Annotated in this window: 21 protein-coding genes; 16 read left to right on the forward strand and 5 right to left on the reverse strand. The window is 49.5% G+C overall.

What is annotated here, in order from left to right; genetic code table 11:
• Positions 1-46: 46 nt before the first annotated feature.
• Positions 47-505 (forward strand): RidA family protein, encoded by a 459-nt coding sequence (locus tag G441_RS0110880; RefSeq protein WP_026376380.1) that lies wholly within the window; start codon positions 47-49, stop codon positions 503-505.
• Between the two features lie 229 nt (positions 506-734).
• Complete coding sequence (locus G441_RS0110885; protein ID WP_169726076.1) at positions 735-1,976, forward strand: metal-dependent hydrolase family protein; 1,242 nt, start codon at positions 735-737, stop codon at positions 1,974-1,976.
• Here the strand turns inward: G441_RS0110885 and ptsP are convergent, their stop codons facing one another.
• Both ptsP and rppH read right to left on the reverse strand, forming a co-directional pair.
• The gene (gene ptsP, locus G441_RS0110890) at positions 1,977-4,268 is read right to left on the reverse strand and encodes a phosphoenolpyruvate--protein phosphotransferase (protein ID WP_026376382.1); all 2,292 of its coding nucleotides are present in this window, start codon (positions 4,266-4,268) and stop codon (positions 1,977-1,979) included.
• 69 nt (positions 4,269-4,337) lie between these two features.
• Positions 4,338-4,868 carry an RNA pyrophosphohydrolase gene (gene rppH, locus G441_RS0110895; protein ID WP_026376383.1) on the reverse strand — a complete coding sequence of 177 codons (531 nt, stop codon included), beginning with the start codon at positions 4,866-4,868 and terminating at the stop codon, positions 4,338-4,340.
• A 73-nt stretch (positions 4,869-4,941) separates the two neighbouring features.
• Between rppH and G441_RS18510 the strand changes: the two genes are divergently transcribed.
• Positions 4,942-5,640, forward strand: a complete 699-nt coding sequence (locus G441_RS18510; RefSeq protein ID WP_051275539.1) for a lysoplasmalogenase — start codon at positions 4,942-4,944, stop codon at positions 5,638-5,640.
• Entirely contained in the window at positions 5,615-6,295 is a 681-nt protein-coding gene (gene mutH, locus G441_RS0110905) for a DNA mismatch repair endonuclease MutH (protein ID WP_026376384.1), read from the forward strand. The genes G441_RS18510 and mutH overlap by 26 nt, the downstream gene beginning before the upstream one ends.
• A gap of 10 nt (positions 6,296-6,305) precedes the next feature.
• Here mutH and G441_RS19320 read toward each other — a convergent pair whose 3' ends face one another.
• From G441_RS19320 to G441_RS0110920, 3 genes are all read right to left on the reverse strand, one after another.
• A complete protein-coding gene (locus G441_RS19320) occupies positions 6,306-7,508 on the reverse strand; it encodes a GGDEF domain-containing protein (RefSeq protein WP_051275541.1) in 1,203 nt (400 codons plus the stop codon).
• A gap of 88 nt (positions 7,509-7,596) precedes the next feature.
• Complete coding sequence (locus tag G441_RS0110915; RefSeq protein WP_026376385.1) at positions 7,597-8,736, reverse strand: helix-turn-helix transcriptional regulator; 1,140 nt, start codon at positions 8,734-8,736, stop codon at positions 7,597-7,599.
• Positions 8,737-8,742: 6 nt separating this feature from the next.
• Positions 8,743-10,230 (reverse strand): CYTH domain-containing protein, encoded by a 1,488-nt coding sequence (locus tag G441_RS0110920; protein ID WP_026376386.1) that lies wholly within the window; start codon positions 10,228-10,230, stop codon positions 8,743-8,745.
• Between the two features lie 155 nt (positions 10,231-10,385).
• Here G441_RS0110920 and G441_RS0110925 point away from each other — a divergent pair, with 155 nt between their 5' ends.
• From G441_RS0110925 to rpoS, 12 genes are all read left to right on the forward strand, one after another.
• Entirely contained in the window at positions 10,386-10,991 is a 606-nt protein-coding gene (locus G441_RS0110925) for a TIGR04211 family SH3 domain-containing protein (protein WP_026376387.1), read from the forward strand.
• Positions 10,992-11,057: 66 nt separating this feature from the next.
• Entirely contained in the window at positions 11,058-11,693 is a 636-nt protein-coding gene (locus tag G441_RS0110930) for a LysE family translocator (RefSeq protein WP_026376388.1), read from the forward strand.
• 32 nt (positions 11,694-11,725) lie between these two features.
• Complete coding sequence (locus tag G441_RS0110935) at positions 11,726-13,456, forward strand: TIGR03545 family protein (RefSeq protein WP_026376389.1); 1,731 nt, start codon at positions 11,726-11,728, stop codon at positions 13,454-13,456.
• A 91-nt stretch (positions 13,457-13,547) separates the two neighbouring features.
• Entirely contained in the window at positions 13,548-13,823 is a 276-nt protein-coding gene (gene ftsB / locus G441_RS0110940) for a cell division protein FtsB (RefSeq protein ID WP_026376390.1), read from the forward strand.
• Positions 13,824-13,826: 3 nt separating this feature from the next.
• Complete coding sequence (ispD, locus tag G441_RS0110945; protein WP_026376391.1) at positions 13,827-14,522, forward strand: 2-C-methyl-D-erythritol 4-phosphate cytidylyltransferase; 696 nt, start codon at positions 13,827-13,829, stop codon at positions 14,520-14,522.
• Positions 14,519-14,998 (forward strand): 2-C-methyl-D-erythritol 2,4-cyclodiphosphate synthase, encoded by a 480-nt coding sequence (gene ispF, locus G441_RS0110950; RefSeq protein WP_026376392.1) that lies wholly within the window; start codon positions 14,519-14,521, stop codon positions 14,996-14,998. The genes ispD and ispF overlap by 4 nt, the downstream gene beginning before the upstream one ends.
• Positions 14,999-15,009: 11 nt before the next feature.
• Positions 15,010-16,098 (forward strand): tRNA pseudouridine(13) synthase TruD, encoded by a 1,089-nt coding sequence (truD, locus tag G441_RS0110955; protein WP_034474890.1) that lies wholly within the window; start codon positions 15,010-15,012, stop codon positions 16,096-16,098.
• Position 16,099: 1 nt separating this feature from the next.
• Entirely contained in the window at positions 16,100-16,843 is a 744-nt protein-coding gene (surE, locus tag G441_RS0110960) for a 5'/3'-nucleotidase SurE (protein WP_026376394.1), read from the forward strand.
• Positions 16,844-16,935: 92 nt separating this feature from the next.
• Positions 16,936-17,574, forward strand: coding sequence for a protein-L-isoaspartate(D-aspartate) O-methyltransferase (locus tag G441_RS0110965; protein WP_026376395.1), 639 nt, complete (start codon positions 16,936-16,938; stop codon positions 17,572-17,574).
• A complete protein-coding gene (locus G441_RS0110970; RefSeq protein ID WP_026376396.1) occupies positions 17,571-18,149 on the forward strand; it encodes a YqaA family protein in 579 nt (192 codons plus the stop codon). The genes G441_RS0110965 and G441_RS0110970 overlap by 4 nt, the downstream gene beginning before the upstream one ends.
• Before the next feature lie 16 nt (positions 18,150-18,165).
• Complete coding sequence (locus G441_RS0110975) at positions 18,166-19,014, forward strand: peptidoglycan DD-metalloendopeptidase family protein (protein ID WP_026376397.1); 849 nt, start codon at positions 18,166-18,168, stop codon at positions 19,012-19,014.
• A gap of 72 nt (positions 19,015-19,086) precedes the next feature.
• On the forward strand, positions 19,087-20,052 hold the full coding sequence (gene rpoS, locus G441_RS0110980) for an RNA polymerase sigma factor RpoS (protein ID WP_026376398.1): 966 nt from the start codon (positions 19,087-19,089) through the stop codon (positions 20,050-20,052).
• Positions 20,053-20,078: the final 26 nt, after the last annotated feature.

Consider the following 20,078-nt stretch of genomic DNA (forward strand, 5'->3'; position numbering starts at 1 on the left):
TGCGATGCTATATTTCAAATTATCGATGCGATAGTGAAGTCAACGAATGAAATCATTTCTATGTGTGCTTGTCCTCGTTCTGTCTTCCTTGTGGAGTGCGGACTCTTACGCTTCAGATAAGCCAGTGACTCATCTTAATACAAACCTACACGACGACTCGATGCCATTTTCAGAAGCGGTCAGAGTGGGTGACATTTTGTTTCTATCCGGACAAATGGGCTTTGATCCAACCACCGGTGAGCTGGCGCCTGGAGGCATGAAAGCAGAAGCCATACAAACCATGGACAATATTAAAGGCACACTAACTCGGTTGGGATATGACATGAACGATATATTCAAATGTACGGTCATGATAGATGACATCAGCCTTTGGGGAGAATTCAACAAGGTTTATGTGACCTATTTTGACAAACCCTATCCCGCCAGAAGTGCGTTTGGCGCAAATGGATTAGCTGAAGGTGGGGCGATAGAGGTCGAATGCTGGGCTTATGTAGGTTCACAGTGAACCCTTTTCTCCTCTAATTTCAGCATTAACTCAGACGAAGTAATCGTGAACAAAAAGTAGAATGTGAATCACCGCATCGTAAACATTCGAGAGCTTACTTTGAATAGTCTGACATCTGCGTCTATCGTTGTAGTACTTCATCACAGCAAGGAAGTGACACAAGATGGGCCCACAATCCCCCCTTTCGTCATATCGGCTTTTATTTATTGTATTTTCTTTTCTAATCTCGGTGAGCGCTGCGCAAGCAGAAACCTTATTATTACAGGCAGCCAGTATGCTGGATGTGCGCTCCGGGAAGGTGTTGTCGCCTGCGAACGTTCTTATCAGCGATGGAAAAATTACAGACGTTAATCCGAGCAACACACCGAGTAATGTTCAAATTGTCGAGTTGGGCGATGCGATGTTACTGCCGGGGCTGATTGATATGCATACGCACATCACCGGCGACTACTTTACAGGCGATGACTGGACTACGGCTGTGGCAAGGCAAACCGCGCCGGATTGGGCTCTACAGGGGGTGCGCTTTGCCCGAGACGTACTTGCTGTAGGCTTCACCACCATTCGGGATCTTGGCGCGCAACCGGGCTTTCCGGATGTTGCCCTAATGCGGGCCATCGACGCTGGACATGTCGCCGGACCTGACATCTGGCCTGCTGGACACGCGATTTCAATTACCGGTGGACACTGCGACTGGACCGGTTATGCGCCGAACGTATTGGAACTGGGTCCTAAGGGCGGCATTGCAGATGGCGTTGACGAGGTAATGAAAGCCGTGCGCTATCAGGCAAAACACGGTGTCAGAGTCATCAAAGTGTGTGCGACAGGCGGCGTGTTTTCATTCTCGCAAAACGCTGAAGTCGGTGCGCAACAGTTTTCGATTGACGAGCTCAGTACAATCGTCACAGAAGCCCATAAGTTAGGTTTGAAGGTTGCCGCGCATGCTCATGGCACAGTGGGCATCAATGCGGCTGTGCGTGCTGGAGTCGATTCAATTGAGCATGGCTCCATTCTGACTGAAGAATCTGTGCGACTGATGAAAGAGCGAGGTACATTTCTGGTGCCTCAGGCCTACCTGAACGAATTTGAGCTTGCACCAGATACGCCACCTGCCACAGTAGCAAAAAATGAATATCTTAAGCCGCTGGTTGTCAGGAGCTTCAAACTGGCATATGAAGGCGGTGTCAATATGGCATTCGGGTCAGATAACGGTGTTTTTCCTCATCACAAAACGGCACTGGAATTTGCCGCATTGGTTAGAATGGGTATAAGCGAGGTGGATGCAATACGTATGGCGACCATCAATGCGGCTAAACTGCTGGGCGTTGATGACCGTGGCGAATTAGTCGCGGGAAAAAGAGCGGATATTATTGCCGTTAAACATAATCCACTTGAAAATATAACGGCAATGGAAGACGTGACGTTTGTGATGAAGCAAGGCGTTGTTTACAAGCAGGAAGGCGCGGGGATGTGATCACAGACCCGCTCTGACCAATCCTCCCAAGCCCATCTGTTCAAGGAATTGGTTGATACATTCTTTGACCTGTTCGGGGTCAGCAAGGGTAAGCACTTCTTCGAGCAGGTCCTTTGCTTCCATCAGGCTCACGCTGCGGATCACCCATTTCACTTTCAACAGGTTGTGGGCATTCATGCTTAATTTTCGATACCCCATCGCCATCAACAGGATCGCGCCGCCAGGCTCTCCAGCCAATTCTCCGCACACAGTAACTGGCACACCATGCTCATTAGACTGCTTGATAATATCGTTCAGCGCCGAAAGTACAGCCGGATGATAGCTGTCGTATAGCTGGGCCACTCGCGCGTTATTGCGGTCTACAGCCAACAGATATTGCGTCAAATCGTTGCTGCCGACCGAGAAAAAGTCTACTTTGCGGGCCAGATGGGGAATTTGATACAAAATCGCAGGCACTTCCAGCATCACACCAATTTTTGGCATCTCCAGCTTTTTTCCCTGCGCCCGTGCTTCCTCCGACACTTCATAAAATGCCTGGCTAATCAAGCGCCGAGCTTCTTTTACTTCCATAACGGAGGTGATCATCGGCAGCATGATATGTAAGTTTGGCTCTTCAATGCTAGCGCGCAACATTGCGCGGATCTGGACTAGAAATATTTCCGGATGATCCAGGGTTAACCGAATTCCACGCCATCCCAGAAAGGGGTTTTCTTCATTAATCGGGAAGTAAGGTAATGGTTTATCTCCCCCTACATCCAGTGTTCGCATGGTCACTGCGTTACCACTGTGAGCACGCAGAACACTTAAATATAATTCATATTGTTCGCTTTCCGATGGAAAACGCTCACGAAGCATAAAGGGCACCTCCGTGCGGAATAGCCCCACTCCATCGCCCTTTGACTGTTGTGTAATTTCCAGTTCTGCTGACAGGCCGGCATTCAGGAAAAGGGCCATCTCGCAACCATCCTGGGTGATCGATGGCTGGTCTGCCTGTGCATCAATCAGAACTGAGAGCTCCTGTTCTTCCTGAATAAGCTGGGCAAATTCCTTACGAATCGTCTTGCCAGGCGACACGATAACTTCACCTGAATAGCCGTCTAATAGGATATCTTTACCTTCCAACATCGACATGGGTACATTGCTGACCCCCATTACTGCGGGCACCCCCATGGCTCTAGCCAGAATGGCGGCATGAGAATTGTTCGAGCCACGCATGGAGATGATCCCGCGCAGATACTGTTTGGGAAACTCCGCCAGCATTGAGGCGCTAATTTCCTCAGCGACTAAAATACAATCACCTTCAGGCTGCCTTGTCATAAAGGCCTGTCCGTAGGTCATGCTAAGCATATTCACCAGGATACGATTAGACAGGTCGATGATATCTATCGCGCGCTCCTGCATGTAGGGATCATCCATGTTGCGAAACTGGTTGGCATAACTTTCGACCACCATTTTCAGACTTGAAGCTGCATCCCAGCCTTCGCGAATTTTACTTTCTACTTCTCTGCCGAGGCTGTTGGCATCGAGTAAGTGATGATATAGCTGAAAAATTGCCCTGACGTCATCGGGAATTGCCTTTTCCAGACTGCCAGATAGTTCGGCCACCTGCTCACGGGTTTGCTGCACAGCCTGACGATAGGTTGCAATCTCTGTCTGTTCGTCTTCGCAACGAGACACAACCAGTGACTGTAAATCGACCTTGCGATCCGGAATGAATCCGGCGCCCATTGCCAGCCCCGCTGAGCCGGGGATCCCGAGTACAGACTTCTGCGTGCGCTTGACGTCAACCACCCCTTCGGTGGCAATTAACTGCCTGGCATTAGCGTGATAAATTTCCAGTGCGATCTGAGCGGCCAGAGTGACCAGGAATGCCTCTTCGTCCTGACTGAATTTTCGCGATCCTGATTGCTGAAGGGTAAGTACTCCAAGGACTTTGCGCTGATGAATAATCGGGGTACCCAGAAAAGCGTGATACGACTCTTCTTTTACTTCAGGGTATTGCTTAAAGCGTGGATGAGAGGGTGCATCGTCAATATTTAGCGGTTCTTCTCGCTGTCCAACCAGACCTATGAGTCCTTCGGAAAATCCGACAGAAACTTTACCAATGGCTTCACGAGCCAGACCTTCGGTTGCAGATAACACGAAATGTTGTTGCTCATAGTCGGCCAGATAAATGGAGCATGAATCAACCTCTACGGCTTCTTTTACGCGTTTTACAAGTAACCCCAGTGCGTCATGGAGAACCGGCACCTGATTGACTTCCTGAACGATCCGTTTAAGTGTCATCAGCATGGGGATTGCAGCCTCATCGGTAAATACTGGTCCACACGCTTCACGGTTACCCTTGGCGTGCTGCCTATATTATTGTTTCCTTCGTCGTCTTGGCCTGCGCTGTGGCGGAGGCTGGTTTTTGCTTTGTTGTGGCATCGCAATGTTAACGAACTCGGCCATCACCCGGCGATAAACATCGCGTTTAAATGACACCACGTTTCTTATCGGATACCAGTAACTGACCCAACGCCAGTCATCAAACTCTGGATGACCAGATTTGAGCACGTCGACATCCTGTTCTTTGCAGGTGAGCTGCAATAAGAACCATTTCTGCTTTTGGCCTATGCACACTGGGTCGCTGCCCTGGCGGATAAGACGTTTTGGCAATTTGTACCGGAGCCAGCCACGAGACTCGCCTAATATTTTCACATCCTGCTGCTGCAGGCCGACTTCCTCGTGTAACTCTCTGTACATTGCCTGTTGAGCTGTCTCCCCCTGGTCTATACCACCCTGTGGAAACTGCCATGAATGCTGGCCGTATCGTCTGGCCCAGAACACCTCTCCGACCTTATTACATATTACGATACCCACATTCGCTCGGAACCCTTCGGCATCAATCACGTGGACTCCACGACAAAATATCAGGTTTATTATTGCCTCATTCTTCCATAAACTCGCTATCTTTCATAGCATTATGACGCTTGGCGCCCAAGTAACTACGGGCCTTATCATTAGCCGGGAAACATACTTGAACAACGCCGTTTTTCTCTCTGTTTACGCCACGCTGGCAGGTTTTTATCTGGCATTGCTCATGCTTTTTCCAGAAATAAGTGGTGTTCCTAAAATAGCACTTAAAGTCTTGCCAATTGCGATGCTGCTTTGGTTAAGTGTTAGCACGCCAAGCCCTTACAGGCGATGGCTGTGTGCGGCGGTTTTACTCAGTGCCTTAGGCGATATTTTTCTGGCCAGCAGCCTGCCTCATCAGTTTATTTTTGGTCTGGCTAGTTTCCTGCTCACCCACCTTGCCTACTGCATGATATTCATAAAACTCGCGAAAGGGCGTCAATGGCCCACTATCAAGGTAGTTTTCCTGACTCTATATTTAATCATTTTGCTCACGATACTCATACCTGCTGCGGGCGCTCTTGCAGTCCCTGTGTCGGTCTACGCACTCACAATCTGCGTGATGGGGGCACTGGCAATAAAAACTCAACATTCCATGCTGGGCTTTGGCGCATTGACCTTTGTGCTGTCAGATACCGTCATTGGCATCAACAAATTTGTCCTATCCATCCCAATGGCCGACATCGCTATCATGAGCAGCTATTATCTAGCGCAATTGATATTAGTATTAACATTGACCCGTCATGCATCCGCCAACCACACCTCCTGATTCTGAGCAGGAACTGCTCTGCAGAGCACGTCAACTAGCGGGTTTGCCTCTGGGTACGCTGGCTTCACTTGCTGGCATAAAAACCCCAGAAAATTTTAAGCGTGAAAAAGGGTGGACTGGCCAGTTGATTGAGCTGTGGCTCGGGGCAACCGCAGGCTCTAAGCCGCAGCAAGACTTTCCGCATCTGGGCATAGAACTGAAAACTCTGCCCATTAATGATGCTGGCAACCCTTTGGAAACCACATACGTATGCTACGCACCATTAACTAACGTAGCGGGGATAACCTGGGAAAACTCTAATGTGCGTAACAAGCTATCTCGCGTATTGTGGTGTCCGGTGCAGGGTGAGCGTCACTTACCCCCTGCGCAGCGTCGCATGGCGACGCCATTTTTGTGGACACCAACCGGCTCACAATTGGAGCAATTAAGACAAGACTGGGAAGAGCTCATGGATATGATATCTTTGGGCCAGGTTGAGGCCATCACCGCGCGTCAAGGTGTTGCGCTGCAACTTCGTCCAAAAGCAGCAGATGGTTCCAAATTAACCGATGCGGTCGGTTTTGATGGCACCTCCATACAGACGCGGCCCAGAGGTTTTTATCTTCGTAAGACGTTCACAAAGGCTTTGCTTGCCGACGCATTCAGCATTCTGTAACAGTGCGATCTCAGGACGATGTAGCTATGGGTTCCTGACTAGCGGGAATGGACGGTTCAACACAATTGCGTCCTTTTGATTTGGCGACGTAGAGCGCATTGTCTGCAGCACGCAACATAGACTGAATAGAGTCATGATCATCGATTGAGGCGCAGCCGATGCTGACCTTGAGATCAATGTTATGTTTGTTCCAATGCAGTGGTCGCGAGGCGATATTGATACGCAACTTTTCTGCGGCGGGGATACCGTCTCTGCGCGTACTGCCTGACATCAAGATCAGAAACTCTTCACCACCGTAGCGACAAATGATGTCTGTCTCCCTGAGGCTGTCATGCATTGTCTGTCCTACAAACTTAATTGCCTCATCACCCGCATCGTGACCATACTCATCGTTGATACGTTTGAAGTGGTCAACGTCAACCAGCATTACGCTAAAAGGCACATTGCTGCGTTTGTAAAGCTTATAGGCCTGCGCAAGCCTCAGTTTTATGGCGCGTCGGTTATACAAACCCGTTAACTGATCATGCTCAGCGAGCTTGCGTATTTTAAGGATCAATTTCGTTAATGCTGCACCAAAAGAGGCGGCGTTAGCCGTCACCAGAGCCACAAGGTAAGCCCAGAGCAGAGGTTCACTGTCAACTTGCGGACGGATAAACCAGATTTCTGCAGTGTCAGGATAAAGTGCAATCAACAACCCTTTTAGCACGAGGATAGTGCAGATCACCACCGCCGGAAAAATAAACGACACTGCCGGCAGCAATCCCATTTCATTGCGCAAACCGCGATACTTGGCCATTGCAGTGAGCGTTAACGCCGTGACGCAGATGATGGTAGTGCCAATAGACAGGGCTTCGATACTTGGTGAAAACATTAGTGCACAGAGAAGCAGTAAGCCAATCGCGACGATAGCGGCTTTATCAAATAAGCCATTGTTAGGCATTTGAAAAAGTTGATAGGTTGCCAGGCGGTAATAGAGGAAGCCTGCAACCAGAAACAGGTCGTTGATCAACCAAAATGTGACCGAGCTATCATCTGTGCGAAATAGGCTGATAGCGAATCCCGCGGCCATCACAACGTTGCCAATGGCAAAGCGTGTGCTCGCAGCGCGGTAAACCCGTAAGGGCGTCGCCATGAGCATCCACGCAATGGCTGAGAGTGACGTGATAAACACAATCACAAGTACCAATTGAACGCTCAGAGAATAGGCTGGCATAACTCAGTATAAGTCACTTATGTCTGCTCGCAGTATGCCATAAATACGCATTAAGTGGATAGCGTCAGAAGTCTCCTTATTAAGCTTACTAGCGCCTTATAACCGAGGAGAATGGGTCCGCATCCCGTTCTTCTTTAATCAGTGATTCATTGCTCATCTGCTGAATGTATTTGATAAACATATTGCTCAAAAACTTTTCAGAATTGAATCCCAGCCGTCTGGCAACGGCAGACACTTTTGCATCGGTTTGCATCAACACTTTTTTCGCATACTCAAGCCGATAGTGATAAATGAACGCCCTGAAATTACGGTTCAAAATTGTCCGTGTGGCCACAGCCAGTGCCGTAGGATCGACGTCCGCTACCTTAGCCAGTTGGTCAATTCTAAGACCAATTTTTTTATACGCTTTGTGCTGAATCACCGCACTTTCGGCTTTTAGCAGCGTATCTTGCAGTAAGGTCTGGTTGAATTTTGGAGCAATCAGCTGTGCATAATTTACAGACGATGTGGCATATCGACGTCTCTGTAACATAAGCATCAAGGAGCCGAGATAATACGCTGCTACTGCCAGATTGAAGGTGGATTTCCACCCTTCAAACGGTAACAATCCTAATGCAATCAGCACAGTGAAGATGATCATGCCAAACGCAAGGCATACCTGAATGGCAAACCACCCCATCAGCATCGGCAGTTTGTAAAGGTGCACATCCACTACGAGATCGGATAGGAAAAACTGGTACCGCTGCAATAAATCGACGCTGCGTAACCCTGCAACCAGCATCATAAAGCCGATGCCAATGGTGAGCAGATAAACTGACCAGTTACCCAACGGATCTCCAATCGGTGGGGAGTTGAGCATCATGGTTTTAAACTCAGCGGGAAGAATAAGAAATGGCACCTGCAATATCGCCATCAGCGCAACGGGAAACAGCCACAGCGCCTGTTGCTTGAACGGCGCTTTTAGCAGCAGACTGTGCAACGCATAGAACATCAAGAGCGCCAACAGAGCAGGAATGAACTGAAATGCCCCGCTGATAAACACCAGCGATGACCATGAATCAAAACTTTTGATCGCTTCATCTACCAGCATCAAAGGCCACAGGAGTACCGCTATCCACATGATTTTTGCATGTCGCAAACTGTCATAACGCACCCAGATGGTCACCAATGGTAGCAACCACGCTAAGATCAGAATAAAGATGAGCGCACTATGAAAGGATGCAGGCATGTTTTTTTACCAATATGCCTCGGCCTGCAACGCCACGCGTCGGGACTTTTCCATCACGTCTAACAGTGCCTGCATTTTTTCATGGCTCCACACACGCAGTTCCTCTGTATTGTCGATATCGGCATCATCAAGCATTTTCTCCAGCAGTGACAACGCCTTTAATTCATCAATACCCTCCAGAAGGTCAAGCCAGGGCGCTCTGAAACGGTCGCGGTCGTCACCAAACCCAACAGTGACAAGATAGCCACAGCTGATGACCTGACGAAGTATGCTTTCCAATGTCAGATAGTGGGTCATGGTTAATTTGCCAGATGGCATGCTCTGCATAATGGTCTGCAGACCCTGTGATAGCCATCCTTTAACATGTTCATCCACCCGTTGTTCCCAGGCTTGAGAGTTGCCCCGCCATGGATGGCTGAGCATCAGGCGAGTAATGCTCAGTTGCAGAGCGACGTTATCCTTGCTGCGAATAATGTCTTCCGGACCATGTTGTTGCAGTAACCCTTCGATACGTCCACGCAAATAACTCATGAGCGGCTTGTCAGCCTGTAAACGTTTACTTAACAGGCCTTTTTTGGCGCGCAGCACGATCAGGTTTTGCAACTCTTGCTGCCAGTACCAGCGTCGCGAATAGGCCATTAATTGTCGATGCACCTGCAGCAGCGGCTCGCACTGCAATACTGGCAAATAGAGGGAAACGGCATCTAACAGGACTTTTAAACCTTTAGTCAGCTCAGTAATTGATTTCGGTTTTCGGGCAAGCAAAAACTGGTTTTCATGATGTTGCCAATGACTGAGACCCACCTGCAGTGCTTTTATAAACGCGTGCTCTGTGGTGTCACCTTGTTCAACCGGCACCGCCGCAGGTAAGGGCTTATTGTCGACCATGTTACCGGACGCTAACTGGCACCCCCGGGCGGCTTTGCTTTCATTACCCAGAGTAAGCGGTATCCGCTCCAACAGTTGTTCACCTATATCGACCAGTTTGGTTGGCTCACCTTTGAACAATTCCAATTCTATTTCACAGATTGGTTGTTGCGCGTTGCCGGCGACCACATTGCCCTGATCAAATACCATCTCAATTTCGCAGTCATCATCCTGCAACAGATAAATTTGCCGAGAGAAATTAGTCGAAAAGACTTTTTCGAGTTCCCCCTGGGCAGACATGGGGTCAACCCCATCAGGCCAGATTTGACGATCAAACAGGCTAAGGTCGGGTGTTGCATCATTTAATGGCTGGTTGTATTCCGGACGCTGATGTAATCCGCCCAGTACCTGGCCTGCCAGCTTTACAGTCTGTTCATAGCGGCCATCTTTACCGCGCACGCGAAAGCCGATTTTATTTGCATGAAAATCTCGGGCACTGGTGTCGTAATAATCATTGCTCAGAAAGCTATGGCTTTTGGTCACATTACCTTGCCACTGCTGTTCCAGCCACTGCTCAATTGCATCTGTCGCCTGCTCGGGCACAATCAGCTTTAATTCGGTTTCCATGCTCTCAACGTGGTAAATATCATCACGCGACCAAGATACCCTTGTGCCAGTTTGTTGGCAATTCGCAGTGCCTTGCCTTTATGGCGAGCTGCTCATACCATAGACATACTGATGTTGCGTCAGGCAACGAAACAAACCGCCCGTGTATTTTCACTATGATAAAAACATTTCTGCTCATCGCCCTTTCCTCTCTCGTGTTTTCGAGCATTGCTCAGGAAAATCAAGAGCCTAACGATCAAGGCGGAGAGGTCCGTTACGTGACAGATAATCTGTACACGTTCATGCATGCTGGTCCTGGCCGGAATTACCGAATTTTAGGTTCTGTAGAAGCAGGCACCAAAGTGCAACAACTGCAGATCGACGCTGAAGAGGGCTACGTAGAAATTATTGACGACAGGCAACGCACCGGCTGGGTAGAAGCCAAGTTTATCACTAGCGACCCGAGCATAAAGGAACAGGTACCACAACTGATTGAAGCGCTCGACCTGGCGCAGAAAGAATTAGCGTCTTCAACGCAGGCCTATGACAGGTTAAATCAGCAGTTGTCCAGCGAGCAAAATGAGATTGCTGAACTCAGACGCACACTGGCTGAGCTACAGAAACAAAATCAGACGCTCCGCGAACAGGTTGCTGAGTCAGATCAAAAAGAGTTGATGCAATGGGCCCTGCGCGGTGGACTACTGGCATTAGGTTCATTGGTGCTCGGGGTATTGCTAACCTACTTGCCGAAGAAAAAGCGTCGACAAGACAATTGGATGTAAGTCTGATAATCCGCCGTGTCATTCTTAGGGTCGTAATGCACGCATGGTCTGACAACCGGGTCAGCCATGTTTAGCACCGAAGCGTATCTGACATTTCTGACCGCCGTGATCGTACTTGCGTTATCGCCGGGCCCATCGAATTTATATATCATGGCCCGCAGTATGGCGCAGGGGCGGCAGGCAGGGTATGCAGCAGCTTCAGGTATGGCGGCGGGTTCAATCCTTTATGTCGTACTAACGGCGCTTGGACTCTCCACAATTATTGCCTACTCTCCTCTTGCCTATACGGCACTGCAGCTATGTGGTGCTGTCTATCTCATTTATCTCGGATTTCAGTATTTTCGTCAGGCACCGCTGCATCAGCCTTGTGCTTCAGCACAGGTATCGCAGCCAACCTACAAGCTGTTAAAACAAAGCTTTGTGGTAGAGCTGACCAACCCTAAAACTGCATTGTTTTTCCTGGCATTTCTACCTCAATTTGTGAATCCTGAGGGACATCTTGGCGTGCAATTGATGGCACTTGGGCTAACCTACACTATTGTAGGGTTCATCAGCGACCTGATGGTTGCCACGCTGTCCGGCAAACTGGGGCGCTGGCTGGCTCATCATCCCTGGTTTGAGCGCTGGCAAGATCGCCTGTCAGGCAGCATTCTTATTGGCCTGGGAAGTTACCTGGTCATTCAGCACTACACAGAACGCTAGTAGAAACAAAGACAGTCAAATAAGGAGACGTCATGTCCTTTGCTCGCCGCCATCCATTCGTCACTGCTGGAACTGCCATTCTGGCAATTTTGCTGGTTGTATATTTGCTGCTGGTTGATGCAATCATCAAACAGGTCGTGACAGATCAGCTTGAGCAGGCAACAGGGGCGGAAGTCAACATTGCCAGCGTTTCTCATCGGCTGTTCCCCATTGGCGTGCAGATCGAAGATATTCAGCTGACTGACCCTGCTCAGCCTCATAATAATCGTGTGCAGGTGGCATTAGCGGACGCAGATGTAGAGTTCTGGCCATTACTCAAAGGCAAAGTCATCGTGCCTAACTTAGTAGTAGAGCAGATGGCGTTTTCGCAGCCTCGCCGGCAACCTGGTCAGGTATATCGTCAGCCAGACCCCAACAGCAGCATGGCGCAAATGAAAGAGTTACTTAAGCTGCCGAAAGTGCCCAGCGTCGATGAATTACTGGCTGACTCACCATTAAAAACCGCTGCAGCAGTGGAGCAGGCGAAACAAACCTACCAGCAATATGATGACACCCTCAAAGCGCAGTACGAGGCATTGCCCAATAAGAAAAAACTGGAAGATTACAAAGCCAGATTTGAAGCATTGAAGAATACGGATTTCAATAACCCCGCTGACGTCATTAAGGCACAAGAAACCTTCAATGCACTGAAGGAGGAACTGGGTCAGGACAAGCAGCGCCTCAGTACTTTTACCGATACCGCTCAGCAGGCGACGAAGCAAATGCAGGCGGATCTAAAGGCCCTGAAGGACGCGCCAGGCCAGGATTATCAGCAGCTCAAAGGGCTCATTTCAGGCGACCCCGAATCCATTGCATTGCTGACGCAGACGCTGTTTGGTCGCCAGGCTGCTGAATACAGCAGACACTTATTGACAGCGTGGCAGCTTATCGAGCCAATGCTGGCGGCATCTGAAGATAGCCCACAGGAAATTGCCGTTGATGACAGCGGCATTCCAGACTTCTGGATAAAAAAGGCCAGAGTGACGCTGCAATTGGCAAACGAATCTGTGATCAGTGAATGGCAGGACATTACCACTCAGCACGATCTGATAGGTAACCCCACACGCTTCTCGATTGACTCTGCGGCGGGGGCGCTTTGGCAGAAACTGATGATTGGTGGCGAGTTAGCGGTGCGGGATGGCGCTTTGTTTGGTCAGCAAAATTGGCAGGTCGCGGGAGTCAAGCTGGCCGGCTTGACGCTGGCCCAAAGTGATACGTTTTCCAGCATACTGGAATCTGCCAGCCTTCTGGCTTCGGGCAGTCTTAAGGTTGATAACAACCTTCTCGATGGCAGTGGCAACTTTGATTTTAGCGACATGAGCATAAACGCAAACGGAGATAGCAGCGTTGCTCGGGTGCTGGCCGGCGCTCTCGACCAGATGACATCACTGTCGCTGACCACAATGCTTTCTGGCTCAACGCTGGCCCCCGAGTTCAAATTTCGCTCCAATGCCGCCGGACAGCTGGCTAAATTGTCGCTGGCATCACTGGGTAGCAGCGAGAAAGGCAAACTTGACGAGTTACAAAACAAGCTTAATGCAATGGCAGCCAGTCAGCTCGGAACAACCTCGGAACGCGTCGCCGAGTGGCTGGATCTGCAAGCCCTCGCACAGGGACAACTAGGTGACATCGAGGGTATGATGCAAGGAAAGTTCAATGATCTTGTCGAGCAACAAAAAGGGAAAGTGCTCAACAAATTATTGAAAAAATTAGGCAATGGGTAGGCTTCAGGGGCAATCGCAATATAGCTATATGGTGTAATCATCGGCATAATGCCGAATTAAGAATCGGTCAAACCACGGGAGGCATACAGTAATGAAGTGGGTCAGTATACTACTACTGGTGTTATTGGCTGCCCTTCAATATCGACTGTGGTTTGGAAAAAACAGCATTCCTGACTACCTGGCCATGCAGGAAGAGGTTGAGCACCAGCGTCAGCAGAATAATAATTTGCGGCAGCGCAACAACCTGTTGAAAGCAGACATCGATGATTTAAAAATCGGTATGGAAGCCATTGAAGAACGCGCTCGTCATGAGCTAGGCCTGATCAAAAAAGGTGAGACCTTTTACCGTATTTTGCCCGCAGAATAAGTTATGACTGACAACATCACCGCTATTGTGCCGGCAGCCGGTGTCGGTCGTCGTATGCAGGCTGACAGACCCAAGCAATACCTGCCCCTGGCTGGCAAGACCCTGCTCCAGTGCACGTTGGAAAATCTTATCTCCCACCCAAGTATTGTGCATATTGTCGTTGCGCTCCATCCTGAAGACCCATTTTTCCCGTCACTGGATATCGCCAGCGCCAACTGGTTGACGACGGTAGCAGGAGGGCAGGAGCGAGCAGACTCAGTGCTCGCCGCTTTGCAGAAGGTTACGGACTGCGACTGGGTGATGGTGCATGATGCTGCGCGCCCTTGCGTATTGCACGACGATATAGACCGGTTGCTGGCGCTGTGTGAGACCGGTGAAGACGGCGGCATACTTGCGTACCCGGTGCGAGATACGATGAAGCGTGCACAGCAGGCAAATGGCTCGCGGGTCAGTCACACCGAACCCAGACAAGGGCTATGGCATGCCCTTACGCCGCAGTTATTCAGGCGTCAGTATCTTCTGCAAGCGCTAACGCAAGCGCTGGCATCAGGTGTTGAGGTGACTGATGAAGCCTCTGCCATTGAATGGTACGGTGGCTCAGTCAAACTGGTAGAAAGCAGTGCCAGTAACATCAAGGTAACCCGCCCGGAAGACCTCGCACTGGCAGAATTTTATCTAACCCAACAGAGAACAGTATGATCCGAATAGGACACGGTTACGATGTGCACCGCTTTGGCGGGACAGGGCCAATTATTATTGCTGGCCAGCGCATTGATTATGAGCAGGGCCTGCTTGCTCATTCCGATGGTGATGTAGCACTGCATGCGGTGTGTGATGCCATTCTTGGCGCCCTGGCACTTGGCGATATCGGCCATCACTTTCCCGATACAGATGCAGCATACGCCGACGCCGATAGTCGAGAGTTGCTTAAACAGGTATTTGCTCAGGCCAAACAGCGCGGCTACGCACTAGGCAACCTGGATGTCACGATTGTCGCTCAGGCCCCCAAAATGGCGCCACATATTAGTGCCATGCGAGCCAACATTGCCGCAGATCTCGAGGCCAGCACAGATCAGGTCAACGTCAAAGCAACAACAACAGAAAAGCTCGGTTTCACCGGTCGCAAAGAAGGCATTGCCTGCCACGCAGTGGTTATTCTACAAAACGTGTCCTAAGCGGTGTGGTGATGACAACTGAGCTCAAAAATGAACACTGGCAATACCTTCATAATCCGCCGAACACTAATGCTCTATTCAAACAGCAGGAAGCTGATTTTCGTGTAACAGAGCAGCTCGGCTATAAGCCCTGTGGAAGCGGCGAACATATTTATCTTTGGACCAGAAAACAGGGGTTAAATACAGCCTATGTTGCCGAACAACTTGCAAAGTATGCAGGCTTGCCGCTGCGGGCCGTTACCTACGCAGGCAGGAAAGACAAGTATGCACTGACGGAGCAATTTTTCGGTGTCCACCTGCCAGGCAAAAAGGACATTGATTGGCACAATATGTCACTACCGGGTTTCAGCATTCTTGAAGCAACCCGGCATGATAAGAAACTGCGGACCGGAAACCTCAAGGGCAACCGGTTCGATATTACGCTCAGGCAGGTTCAGCAATCTGATGAACTCAACCAACGATTACAATCCATCAGTGAACACGGTGTACCCAATTATTTTGGTGAGCAACGATTTGGTGTGATCCGTCAGTCTGAGTCAGGAATGGGCGAACAGGTAGCAGCGATAGGCGGAAACCTGGCACTTGCGCAAAAAATGCTGAGCGGAGAAACCATTCGCAATCGTAATAAACGTTCAATGGCCATCTCCGCATTACGCAGTTGGTTGTTCAATCAATATGTCAGCGCCAGATTATCAGCAGGAAAATGGCAGCAAATCCTGCCGGGCGATGCCATGCAGCTGGTTGGCAGCAACAGTTTTTTTATCGCCGCTGAAAATGATGACGCCCTCAAAGAAAGACTTATCAGTCAGGACATTCAGATCACTGCGCCTATATGGGGCAGCGGTGACTTACCCACCACAGCGCTGGCAAAACAGTATGAGCAAGCCATTGCGGATGAGTATCACGACGTATGTGAATGCCTGGCCGCTCTGGGTTTAAAACAGGAACGTAGAGCTATCAGTCTGTATCCACAGGATATGGACTGGCAGTTTGAAAATGATACATTACGCCTACAGTTCTCATTGCCTGCCGGAGCGTTTGCCACATCGGTATTACGTGAGATCGTCAACGTAACCGGCGCTGATAACGGAGGCGAATGACATGAAGATACTCCTGAGTAACGATGATGGCGTGTTTGCTGAAGGACTAAGCGTGTTGTTTGAAGCATTGAGTAAACAACATGATGTGACGGTGATTGCACCAGACAGAAACAATTCTGGCGCCAGCAATGCCCTGTCTTTACATCAGCCTTTACGCATACAGAAAATGAAAAACGGATTTTATTCCGTCAATGGTACTCCGTCAGATTGTGTGCACCTGGGTATAAACCGCTTTCTGGAGGATGATCCGGAACTGGTTGTTTCTGGCATCAACCATGGTGCAAACCTGGGTGATGATGTCATTTATTCGGGTACTGTCGCGGCCGCGACTGAAGGACGCTACATGGGTTTACCGGCAATCGCGGTGTCATTAACTGACAAGCGAGGGAAGCACTTTGATACAGCAGCCAGAGTAGTATGCGATATTATAGACCGTATGCGCGCTCATCCGCTGGCCGCAGACCAGATTCTGAATGTTAATGTGCCTGATGTGCCATTTGCTCAGTTGAATGGTATTCAGGTTACCAGGCAGGGGCGACGACACCGTGCCGAATCTATGATCAAGGATTGCGATCCGTTTGGCCGCGATATTTACTGGTACGGTCCGGCCGGTGCGGAGCAGGATGCCGGTCCCGGCACTGATTTTCACGCCATAAAAGGCGGATATTGTTCAGTGACGCCTTTGTCAGTGGATATGACGGCTTACCAAAGCATGGAAGACATGCAACAATGGCTCGAACGCTAGTCGCGGACGGCTAGTCGCGGACGGCTAGTCGCGGACGGCCAGCCGCACGCAAACAATAATAACGAAAACAACCATCGCACAAGAGAACATACATGAGAGGACCATCGCGCAAAGGAGAAGCACTGGCGCAGTTGCTGTACCAGGAAGGCGTCAAAAACGAACGGGTTTTACGGGCCATTGCCAGTACGCCGAGAGAACATTTTCTGCCTGACGCGCTGAAACACAAAGCCTACCATAATACCGCGCTGCCTATTGGTCAGGGACAAACCATTTCTCAGCCCTATATTGTGGCTAAAATGACCGAGCTGTTACTGGATAGTCCCAATTCTCCCAAATCCGTGTTAGAAATCGGCACCGGCTCTGGTTACCAGACGGCAATACTGGCTCAGTTATTCGACCATGTATTTAGCGTCGAGCGGATCAAGGCCTTACAGTTTCAGGCTAAGCGGCGCATGAACCAGCTCGATTTGCACAATGTCTCAATGAAACATGGCGACGGTTGGCAGGGCTGGCCAAGTAAGGGACCTTATGACGCGATTATTGTGACTGCTGCTGCCAGTGATGTTCCACAAGCGTTGTGTGAACAGCTAAAAGAAGGCGGACGATTGATTATTCCAGTCGGCAACACCGATCAGGCTTTACTGTGCATTACTCGCAATGAGGACGGTTTCGACCAGCAGAATATTGAAGCCGTGCGTTTTGTGCCGTTAGTGGCTGGAGACCTGCAGTGAAAATATTCCAGTATTGCTATGACTTGGCATTGAAATGGGCCAGACACCGTCATGCACCGAGCTATCTGGCTGGGTTAAGCTTTTCAGAATCGATGTTTTTCCCGATCCCTCCCGACGTGATGCTAGCCCCCATGTCATTGGCCCAACCCAACAAAGCCTGGCGTTTTGCACTGATCACTACGGTCGCATCCGTATTGGGCGGTATAGCCGGTTACCTGTTAGGTTGGTTTGCGTTTGACACACTGATCCAACCATGGGTCGAGAGTATGGGTTATCAGGCAAAACTTGAACGTGCGGTCGAGTGGTTTGACATCTATGGGGTCTGGGTCGTGTTTATCGCTGGATTCTCTCCCATTCCTTATAAGATATTTACTATCAGCGCTGGCTTTTTGCATATGGCTTTTCTGCCTTTTTTAATTGCATCGGCAATAGGTAGAGGAATGCGCTTTTATCTGGTCGCCGGATTGATGAAGTGGGGTGGCCCGTCAATGGAACAGAAGCTTAGAGACTATGTTGAATACATCGGCTGGCTGGTTGTGGCGCTTGCCATTATCGCCTACTTTGTTTTGCGCTAGGTCTCAGGTGCTCAACGTGGCACGCCAATGGATTGGTGTGGCAATATTAGTGCTGATTACCGTTACACTTGGCGGCTGCACCAGTCGCAGCTCGCCGGCACCGGTGGTCGAAGTCTATCAGGGCAAGACATATCTGGATTATGAAGCCGATACGTTTGATGGCGACTCATATACGGTGCAAAAAGGGGATACCCTATTCGCGATCGCATATTTCAGCGGCAATGACTACCGCGATATTGCTCGTCTGAATAACATTGCTCCGCCTTATCAGATATTTCCAGGTCAAAGCCTTAAGCTGCTCTCGCCAACCTCAAACAGTACTTCATCAAGTAGCAATAAAATCACTTCGACTAAAGTTACAGACACTGGTCGGACCACGAAATCAAAAGCGAAAAAGCAAGTTGACCCACCAACAAGGCAGGCGTATGGTGAAAGTGAAAATCTTGTTAACAACCAGAAATTTAGTACGGGATTTAAAGATTTTCCAGTTCGCGTAAGTGCATGGCAGTGGCCAGCTAGCGGGAAAATTGTTTCGCAGTTTTCACGATCTGAGCAGGGGAATAAAGGCCTCGACATTGCAAATCAGCTTGGCACACCGATTTTGGCAGCCGCTGATGGCAAAGTGGTTTATACGGGAGATGCACTGCGCGGCTATGGCAATCTGATCATTATCAAGCACACTGAGTCGTACTTGAGTGCCTATGCCCATAACGACAGGGTCATGGTTAAAGAGCAACAGTGGGTGCATGCAGGACAGCAGATTGCGGCAATGGGAAACAGTGGCACTGACCAAATTAAGTTGCACTTTGAAGTGCGCTATAAAGGAAAGGCAGTAGATCCGCTTCGTTATTTGCCAAAACGATAACAACAATAAATTACAAAAAGAACAAGAAAGGGGGAGTTGTAACCAAAAAGTATTATCTCAAGGAGATGTGTTATGGGTACATCAAAAACCGCTGTTCTAGAAGCCAGTGAAGATGTTATCGAAAAAGAGCTCGAAGAAATCGAAAGCGAGAACGAACAGTTTGAAGAGCTCGTTGCCAACCAGGAAGATCTGCACAAGAATCTCGACGCTACCCAGCTTTACCTAGGAGAGATAGGTTATTCCCCGCTCCTCACTGCAGAAGAAGAAGTTTACTTTGCACGACGTGCACTAAAAGGTGATGAAGCCTCTCGTAAGCGCATGATCGTCAGCAATCTGCGTTTGGTGGTTAAAATTGCACGACGTTACAACAATCGTGGTCTTGCACTATTGGATTTAATTGAAGAGGGCAACCTGGGATTGATTCGAGCGGTAGAAAAATTCGACCCTGAGAGAGGGTTTCGTTTTTCAACCTATGCAACATGGTGGATCAGACAAACCATTGAACGTGCCATCATGAATCAGACCCGCACCATTCGTCTGCCAATTCACGTAGTTAAAGAGCTCAATGTCTATCTGCGCACTGCCAGAGAGCTGTCACAGAGACTTGACCATGAACCCACGGCTGAAGAAATCGCCGCAGAGTTAGATCGTCCTGTTGAGGATGTGACTAAGATGTTGCGTTTGAATGAACGTATCAGCTCAGTCGACACACCAATCGGTAGTGACAACGACAAAGCCCTGCTGGATATCATTGCCGACGAGAAAGGCTGTGGCCCTGAGCAAGACTTGCAAGACAATGACATCAAATCCAGCATTGTGCGCTGGTTACAGGAGCTTAACCCTAAGCAGCGAGAAGTGCTTGCCAGACGTTTCGGTCTTATGGGTTATGAACCTTCAACGCTGGAAGATGTTGGCGCTGAAATAGGTCTGACCCGCGAACGGGTCCGCCAAATACAGGTAGAAGCTCTGCGTCGCCTTCGGGATATGCTGGGCCATCAGGGATTAAACCTGGAAGCATTGTTTAATAAATTCGCCTGACAATAAGGCAATATCAGTATAAGCCC

The sequence above is a fragment of the Aestuariibacter salexigens DSM 15300 genome, assembly GCF_000429145.1.
GTDB classification, from domain to species: domain Bacteria; phylum Pseudomonadota; class Gammaproteobacteria; order Enterobacterales; family Alteromonadaceae; genus Aestuariibacter; species Aestuariibacter salexigens.